This window comes from Corynebacterium sp. 22-2729 (assembly GCF_053479475.1).
The window spans coordinates 272,734-280,427 of the sequence record NZ_JBRBCA010000002.1; the positions used below are offsets into that span (position 1 = coordinate 272,734).

6 protein-coding genes, 1 tRNA gene and 1 pseudogene are annotated in these 7,694 nt (G+C 53.2%); 2 read left to right on the forward strand and 6 right to left on the reverse strand.

The window, feature by feature from the left end; genetic code table 11:
- The first annotated feature begins 91 nt into the window (after nt 1-91).
- Complete coding sequence (locus ACUY2T_RS02695; RefSeq protein ID WP_237744319.1) at nt 92-367, forward strand: hypothetical protein; 276 nt, start codon at nt 92-94, stop codon at nt 365-367.
- 149 nt (nt 368-516) lie between these two features.
- On the opposite strand, the gene ACUY2T_RS02700 is transcribed toward ACUY2T_RS02695, so the two are convergent.
- Genes ACUY2T_RS02700 through ACUY2T_RS02720 form a run of 5 tightly spaced genes read right to left on the reverse strand, consistent with a single transcriptional unit; the run spans nt 517 to nt 6,861 of the window.
- Nucleotides 517-2,289 carry an ABC transporter ATP-binding protein gene (locus tag ACUY2T_RS02700; RefSeq protein WP_034993051.1) on the reverse strand — a complete coding sequence of 591 codons (1,773 nt, stop codon included), beginning with the start codon at nt 2,287-2,289 and terminating at the stop codon, nt 517-519.
- Nucleotides 2,282-4,030 (reverse strand): ABC transporter ATP-binding protein, encoded by a 1,749-nt coding sequence (locus ACUY2T_RS02705; protein WP_448307482.1) that lies wholly within the window; start codon nt 4,028-4,030, stop codon nt 2,282-2,284. Before ACUY2T_RS02705 ends, ACUY2T_RS02700 begins: the two co-directional genes overlap by 8 nt.
- Nucleotides 4,031-4,037: 7 nt before the next feature.
- Entirely contained in the window at nt 4,038-5,507 is a 1,470-nt protein-coding gene (locus ACUY2T_RS02710) for an ABC transporter ATP-binding protein (protein WP_448307469.1), read from the reverse strand.
- The gene (locus ACUY2T_RS02715; RefSeq protein ID WP_448307470.1) at nt 5,504-6,229 is read right to left on the reverse strand and encodes an energy-coupling factor transporter transmembrane component T family protein; all 726 of its coding nucleotides are present in this window, start codon (nt 6,227-6,229) and stop codon (nt 5,504-5,506) included. Before ACUY2T_RS02715 ends, ACUY2T_RS02710 begins: the two co-directional genes overlap by 4 nt.
- Nucleotides 6,226-6,861, reverse strand: coding sequence for an MptD family putative ECF transporter S component (locus ACUY2T_RS02720; RefSeq protein ID WP_448307471.1), 636 nt, complete (start codon nt 6,859-6,861; stop codon nt 6,226-6,228). Before ACUY2T_RS02720 ends, ACUY2T_RS02715 begins: the two co-directional genes overlap by 4 nt.
- Nucleotides 6,862-7,001: 140 nt before the next feature.
- Between ACUY2T_RS02720 and ACUY2T_RS02725 the strand changes: the two are divergent.
- Nucleotides 7,002-7,277 (forward strand): annotated as a pseudogene (locus tag ACUY2T_RS02725) (IS481 family transposase); the annotation flags it as partial.
- Between the two features lie 30 nt (nt 7,278-7,307).
- Here ACUY2T_RS02725 and ACUY2T_RS02730 read toward each other — a convergent pair.
- Nucleotides 7,308-7,380, reverse strand: a tRNA-Arg gene (locus tag ACUY2T_RS02730).
- Nucleotides 7,381-7,694: the final 314 nt, after the last annotated feature.

Consider the following 7,694-nt stretch of genomic DNA (forward strand, 5'->3'; position numbering starts at 1 on the left):
GCCTGCTTCGCGCGGCTTCTGCTCTTGGGTTTTTGCCGCGCTTTCGCGGATGCTCTTGACGATCGCCTCTGAATCAAGGGTGCCATCCGCTTTGAAGAATCCGACAGATTTTGCCACCCCCGACGTCGCGGCACGGTACGGGGCGCCTGGCACCGTGCTCATTGGGCTCGGCTTGGAAGCCGTCGGCGTCCTTATCCTCGTCCTGCTTATGGTCATCGCCGCGCCGCTGAACCTGTACGGCTTGGGCCTGGGGTTCGCCTCCGCGCAGCTGACCGGCACGATGCTGCGGGATATTCCCGTCTATGACTCCAGGCAAGCCTCCGCAACGCAAACGACCGTGTGCCTGGGGCAGTGGTGTAGGCCTTAAGCGTAGGCATAGCCAACGCCGCGCAGTGGTCACTCGTAGCCGCTACCGTATTCTTCGCTCTGAGCTTTGTCGGTGCACTTAGGGTGCTCCGTGCTGCGGGGGGGGGGAGAAGGGTGCCCCCGCAAACAACGCCAATCTCGGTGCCCGCGTTAATCGCGTCCCGAATTGATTTTCCACCCGCGTGCTGCTTTGCGTTGCTGCCAGAAGTGACGGTAGATACCGGGGACATCGGAAAGCTCAGAATGCGTGCCCAGCTGGCTGACTTGCCCGTGTTCATCCAAGACTACGATTTGATCAGCAGATTTGATTGTATCCAGCTTATGGGCGATGACAATGAAAGTAGATTGCTCCCGTAGCTCGTCCATCGCAGCAAGAATGTTTGCCTCATTTTCTGCATCGAGCGCGGAGGTAGCCTCATCAAAGAGTACAATCGGCGCTTGTTTGAGAAGCGCGCGAGCTACAGATACGCGCTGGCGTTCACCACCGGATAGAAGCCGCCCGCCTTCACCAACTGGAGTATGCCACCCTAGGCGGTTGGCAATAGAAGTCACGCCTGAAAGATCAGCTGCGCGGAAGACTTCCTCATCGGAGGCGTCGGGACGACCAACGCGGATATTAGCGATTAACGAGTCGTCGAAGAGGTAGACGTCCTGAAAGACCATGGACAGTCTGGACATTAACTGTTCGGTTCCAAGCTCGCGGATATCTACGCCGTCAACCATCACCGCCCCGGAATCTACATCCCAGAATCGCGAAATAAGGCGCGCAATTGTGGTCTTTCCGGAGCCAGAAGGACCGACAATGGCGGTAACGGTGCCTGATCGAGCATGGAAAGCGACATCTACCAATACTGGTTTATCGCCGTATCCAAACGTGACATTACGCAGCTCTACATTTCCCGAACCATCGCCTGGGCGCGGAGTAGTGGGTTCTGGCAGGGAAGGAGCATCGGTGATGAGCTCAGTTTCTGCGAGCGCGATACGGCCGGCATCTAAACCGACGAAAGAAGAACCCAGCTCCTCAAGCGTGCGGGTAAACCTCAAGCTGATTCCGATGATCGCAATTGTTTCTAGTGGCGATAGGGCGCCTTCAACGGCAAAATCCGCGGAGACCATAATGAGAGCCACGATGAAGATCTGCACTACTATGCCGTTGAGTAGCAAAGCTAATGTGGATACCCATAGCTCGCGTATTCGTGCTTTATGGTCGATTTCTAGCGCTTGCTCTAGTGGCGCAAAAACTTGTGATTGTCCTGCCGCGCGCAGGGCTGGTTGACGGTTAGCAAATTCTACGATGCGCTGGGAGAGCTCTTTACTCGGCCCCAGTGTGCGGTTCGATGCTTTCTCACGAATCCATGCAGCCAACTGCATCACCACGAGCGCCAATGGTGCGATGATAAGAAGGACCAAGCCCAGCTTCGGGTTCCAGAAACACGCTCCTACTAACAAGGTGACAAGTGCCGCGCTATCGCGGTATACCGTTCCTTGAATATGCGCAATGGTCTCGGCCGCCACCATAAAGCGATCTGAAACGAGGCGAGATAGGCCGCCAGTATTAGCCGGTACGAACCAGCCGAGCGGTAGCGTTGCTAATTTATCGCCCACAGTCGTGTGCGCGGTTCGGATGAAATCCAAGGCCGTGTGGTAAGAGGCCATGGTTGCGAAAAATCGTAGCGCAAAAGCTACGAGCGCAATTGCCAAAAGCGTCCACATCCATGGTGCGATCGTCGTATCCCCATCGAGTGCCTTTGTAAGTGGCACGAGCGTGAGAACGGCGAGGCCGTCAAGCACGCCCACGATAAGAGATAGACAAGCATACCTTTTATTGAGCTTATGGCCTACAGGGCCTTGCAGCTTTTTGACACTGCGAGTGAGTAGCGGATCACGAAGACGCGAACTAGCAGGCGTAGTGGCATTAGACATGAGAATTATCCTTCATAGGCTTGAGGCAGATTATTTGGTCTGCGCCTTGGATGGACTCCGGCTTGTGGGCGATGACTAAGACGGTCTTGCCTCTGACGAGTGTGGCTAGAGCTGCTTGAATTTCTGCTTCGCAGTCAGGATCAGTTGCCGCAGTAGCTTCATCCAGGATCAAGATTGGGGCATTGGTAACAATTGCCCGGGCAATAGAAATGCGTTGCTGTTGTCCACCGGATAAAGAGATGTCCTCACCAACAACGGTGTCGAGCCCAGCCGGTAAAGCGCGAATATCAGCAGCTATGTGCGCAGCCTCTGCAGCTTGCCAGATCTCTTCATCGCGGGCTTCTGGGCGTGCAAGGCGAATGTTTTCCCGAATACTCATACGCAGTAAATGAGGATCTTGTAAGACGAAAGCCACAGTGCGGTACAAACTGTCGAAAGTGAGATCACGGATATCCACGTGGTTGATAGTGATTGTGCCCGAATCTGGATCCTGGAAACGCGCCAGCATCGTTGCTGCTGTGGATTTGCCAGCCCCAGAGGGGCCAATCAATGCCGTGACAGTGCCTGCTTTTAGTTGCGCAGAAAAGTCTTGGAGGACTGGTGTGTCTGGGGCGTAGCTAAAGCTGACCTTATGGAACTCCACCTCCATGTCTTGACTATTGGCATCGAGGCTCTTTTGGCCTTCTTTCACGTGGGAAATTGTCATGACTTCATCAAGGCGCAACGCCGCATTGCCAGCGAGCTGGTAAGACCACATCATTTGGCCGACGGTTTGAATCGTGCCCGGGAGCACCAGCGCAATTAACGTTGTTGCGATGACTTCAGCGACCGTTACATAGTCACCAGCTATCAGCAGGGAACCGACTCCTACATTGATAAGGATGAGGACAGGAACCGCCACCACAGATTCTGAGATTGCGCTAACACGCAGAAGAGGACGTACCCACTCGTAATAGAATTCCGCGAATCTTTGGGCAGCTTCGCGATATCGAGCGTGGGCTTTGCCAACGGTGCCGAAAGCCTTGATGACGGAAATACCTTCGGAGAACTCCACCGCAGTCGCAGAGACCTCACCCAGATAATTATCCATTTCCGCAGTTTTTGTGCCCATATCTTTCATTGAATACGCTTGGATTGCTAGGAAAATGGGCACAGTGGCAATAGAAAGAAGACCAAGGCGCCAATCCAAGATAAAGGCATAAACCAGAAGCGCGAGGGGCGTAAAGATCGCGGCAACCTTCTCTACAGGAGCGTGGGCTGTCAGGGTGTGCAGAGTTAACGTATCGTCCTCGACGGCTTTGCGAACTTTGCCGGAATTAGTCTGGCTAAACCACGAGAGTGGTGCTTTCGCAATAGCGGTAATAATTCGGCGCCGGTTAATCCCCACCAGCTTTGCATCAGCGAAGTGGGTGATCGCAAGGGAAAGGAAATAGAAGAATAGCTGGCCCAAAAAAGTAGCAAGTAGCCATTTCACAATGGACGCGACGTCATCAGTATTGCCGTCGATTAGAGCATTTCCCAGTGCCACCAACGCGACGTAGGGTGCTACGGCGAGTATCGAGGATATAAGCGCGAGAAACTGTGCGAAGTAGATGGTTGTTTGCACTGGGGCCAGTAGCTTTTTTAGAGCGACCTGGCCGGCTTTTAGTTTTGCACGAGCCTCTTCTTCCGGTGACGCACCGTGTGATTCTGGTGCGTGGGTTCCGCTTGATTCTGTGGAACTCTGTCTTATTTCAGACATTTCTTTCTCAATTCTTGTTGATGTCAGTAATATCGATGATTCTGGTGACTGATTCTTGGATGAATTCGTGGTCATGGGTGATGACGATGACCACTGCTCCGCTTGCTGCAAGAGATCGAAGCAGCGCAGAGATGGATTGCAGTTGGCGCCAGCCCACGCCAGAGGTAGGTTCATCGAAGATGTAGACCTCTGCTTGCTCGGCTTGGGCTGAAGCTATGGCTAAGCGTTGCCGTTGCCCACCGGACAGAGACTGCGGATGCCGTTGGGCCATTCCTGCCAGATCGAGGCGATGGAGAATCTCATTGACATCGATGTGGTCCCGCTTCTTCTTTGCCAGTCCGAGCGTGACTTCTTCTTCGGTGGTGGCTGCGAATAATTGGCGGCCAACATCTTGCATCACCATGTACGCGGCACGTCTGCGGGCAGCCGCTCCTACTCGTTTGCTGTTCAAACGGAGATTACCGCCGCGTTTGGGAGAAGCAAGACCACAAATGATCCTGGCGAGGGTGGTTTTTCCAGCGCCGTTGGGCCCGATTAAGGCAGTGACTTCGCCGCTGGAGAAAAATGCGTGGTCAATGTTTAGCACCTCATGCGTGCCATAAGAAAAACAGATGTTGCTTAACTCGAGTCCTCTCCGCTGGGGATCGGCGTTTTCGAGCGTGGGTGGTACCGGCACGCTCGCGGGCAGGGGAACGTGGTGTAAGCTGCGTAGCCCCAATTGTTTGCGTTCGGGTTCGTCTAAGCCATAAAACTCCTGAGCGTGGAAACTCCGCGTTATTTTTCCCTGAGTCAAGTAAATGACTTGGTCAGCGATATCTTTTAAGAAAAAGAGGCGGTGATCAGCGATAATGATCGTTGTGCCTAATTCCTTCAAGCGGTGTAGCACGCGTGCAAGAATATCGATGCTTTCCATGGAGAGATTGGACGTGGGTTCATCGAGAAGCACGAGACTGCCCGGGGACACAAGCGCGCATGCGCATGCCACGGTTTGTAACTGTCCACCGGATAATTCTTTGAATCGCCGGCCCCGAAGATCGTTAATGCCTAGTAGCTCGACCGCTGATTGAATCCTCGACTCAATTTCTGTGGGATCCACACCAAGGTTTTCTAGCCCGAAGGCCAATTCTGTATTGACGCTTTCAGTGAAAAATTGTGTCCTTGGATTCTGGAATACTGAGGCGCTGAACTCGATGGCTCGGAACAGCGGTTCTTCCGTAGGGTTAAAAGCCTGGTCATCCTTTATAATAGTGATGGTGCCTAGTAGCTCTCCTGGATTGAAATGGGGGATGAGCCCGTTGATCAACTTGAGTACCGTGGACTTTCCCGATCCGGAATCACCGGTAATCAGTAGGCACTGTCCTGGAGAGACAGAAAAAGACACATCAGATACACCTTGAATGCCTGGCCGAGCGCCCGATGGATATGTAAAAGAAACGTTGTGGGCGTTTACACTGGTTGCGATACTGCGTTCGTTCATAAGTGGACCTCCATGGGAAGCCAGACAGAGGCAACAACGAGGCCCAACCCAGCTAGTGCAGTTGCATCGACAAGCTTGAAGGAAAGATCGGCGGTGGTGGTCGGGCGTATGGGGCCTCCCAATCCGCGGACAAGAGCGGAGGCAGCGAGCTCATCACCAGCGCGGACGACGGCGCCTAATAAGGGGATGATCAGCATCGCGGACGATTGTGTGGGCTGTGTGATCCAGCTTTTTACTCCAGGCTGGAGCCCCCGAAGGATCATGGCATCGCGGATGGCTTTGGCTTCTGCCACGATGATCGGCAAAACGCGCAGGAATACCGCGGGTGGAATAGTGGCCCAGCCTGGTAAACGCAGGTCTCGCAGTGCTGAGGTCAACGTGGATGGTGTGAGAGTAAGCAAGCCGAATGCGCCGATGGACATGCTGATGACAAAACGGCTTAGCCACGAAAAAATTGCCGCTGAAAAAGCGAAAAATGTGGAGCCAGGAAGCTGTAATAGGCCCCAATACCCTAGATAGGATAATGCAAAAGCGAACAGGCAAATAAGACCATAGTGTGGCTTTACTGTAGCTAGTGCGATGGAGCTGAAGGCGATAGAAATCAGCAGTGTCGGTAGGTGGCCGTGGCTGAGAGCTACCGCATTGATTACTAGAACAGAAAGCAGCACGGTCCGTGGATCGATCGAAGATCGACGAAGCACGCCCTGTTTTTGCAGGCTCACAGGAGACCAGCGCTTTCAAAGTGTTTGTGGCTGACGCGAACTCCGACCTTTCCTCCGATAAAGCCGACGATGAGCGCACAAATGGCCAGTACTCCAATGGTCCATGGCTGGAAGATATCCGACATAGCATCGGCGTATTCTTGACCCATTTGGTCTGCGATATCGACGTAGTATGAGTCTGTATCCAGAATTAGCGGGATAAAAGGCAAAGAAATCCAGACACAGAAGACGCCGTAGGCAATAGGGAAGGACTTGGCAATACTGAGGTGGCTTTTTGCAATAATCAAATCCGCGATAAACCCAAGAATTATGCTTCCCAGCAAGGTCCAGAAGTAGTGTCCGGTAAGCATGAATGCTAATCCGTTAATACCACCGACGAGGGTGAAAGCACCCATTTTGGGCGTGCGGGCGGCATAAAGCGCTAGCACGATTCCGTTTGCGATTGCCGCGATGAACCATCCAATAAACATGAATTGTGGTCCTGCGAATCCAATCATTCCGCTTATAAAGGTGATTACAAAGTAAAGTGCAGCAAAGATGCCAGCGTTGATGAGATCTCTGGTGTTTAAACGTGCCGTCGACCCACTGGATGAGCTTGCACTCCGTGCGGGCGTAGAGGACTGTTGGGCCATAGTAAACCTCAATTCATGAACAGCAGGAAAGGTAAGGCTTACCTAATACAGATAATACTCTTTATAAACTACTTCTAGTTTTGATCTGAAGATTCACCCTTAATGGGGGTGAATGCAGATAAGTAGACACCAAACCAGACCACGACTACCGACTACGCACCGACAAAGTCGGCACCAACGGCAAGACAACCCTGCGATGGGGCAGTAAACTACGCCGCCTCTACATCGGCCGCCGATGGGGCGGGGGAACCAATCACCATGGTGTCTGCATCGACAACCACGTCGACATCAAAATAACCGCCACCGGGGCACAAATCGCTGCCTACACACTTACCGAAGAAAAGATCTACTACAACAAGAAAGACAACGAACTCAACCCCAGTCGGGGCAACCAAAAACAAAAATCTCGAGACACCGACCGGAACGATGTCTCGAGACTTCCAGCGTGCCCCAGAGAGGAATCGAACCTCCGACACCGGCTTTAGGAGAGCCGTGCTCTATCCACTGAGCTACTAGGGCAATCGCATGACAAACGGCAACCAGCGCTCATCCGCAGCCTGCCGACCATGCGAACTACATAATACAAGCCAGGCTTTGTTCCCTGTTAACCAGACCTTCAGCTCATTGACACTAGGGGCGTCACCACCAAAATCGCCGGCGCTGCACCCGCAGCAAAGCTACGATCGATAACTATGGGCGACGCAGTTGAAGTGTCCCGGGTTTTGTTCCTAGGCTTGTGCCTTGATTTCCATTATTTCTCGACTGGGGTGGTGTTCCCAAAATTCGGTTTCGACTTCAGCCGGCGTGCGGTAGCCCAGGCTCTGGTGGAGCCT